General features: G+C 55.2%; 1 protein-coding gene. It reads left to right on the forward strand.

From position 1 onward, the window contains the following. Positions 1 to 30: 30 nt before the first annotated feature. Positions 31 to 596: efflux RND transporter permease subunit (locus JCM25143_RS20480; RefSeq protein WP_148300166.1), on the forward strand; the 566-nt coding region annotated here is incomplete at its 3' end.

Consider the following 596-nt stretch of genomic DNA (forward strand, 5'->3'; position numbering starts at 1 on the left):
CGACCACAATCCATCGAGAACTGGGAAGGCATGAATGCAATCGTCATAACCGCATTGAAACGGCCCTACACCTTTGTGGTCCTTTCAATGCTCATTCTCGCGTTTGGCGTGCTCTCTGTTATGCGCGCGCCAACCGATGTGTTTCCCAATATCAAGCTGCCCGTGGTGTCCGTTGTGTGGACATACGGCGGCATGCTGCCAGAGGAATTCGCAGGACGCATAACCTACAACTACGAACTGGCCGTGACCTCCACAGTGGAGGGCATCGAGCATATGGAAAGCAGCTCGTATTACGGCCGCAGCATCGTCAATATCTACTTCCAGCCCGGAACGGATATCGGTGAAGCTGAAGCCGAAGTTACGGCTATTTCCCAGACCGTTATCAAGCAGTTGCCTGATAACATTCCAGCGCCCATGGTCATGCGTCTGGATGCGTCCTCGGTGCCGGTTCTGGCGCTGCAGGTAACGTCTGACAAGCAGACCCCGTCAGATCTGTTCAAGATCGCGATGACGCGCATCCGCCCCATTCTCGTGACAGTGCCGGGTTCTGTTCTGCCGCAGGCTTACGGCGGTATGGACAGCTTCATCATGGTTGC

The organism is Acetobacter papayae JCM 25143 (genome assembly GCF_000613285.1).
GTDB lineage: Bacteria > Pseudomonadota > Alphaproteobacteria > Acetobacterales > Acetobacteraceae > Acetobacter > Acetobacter papayae.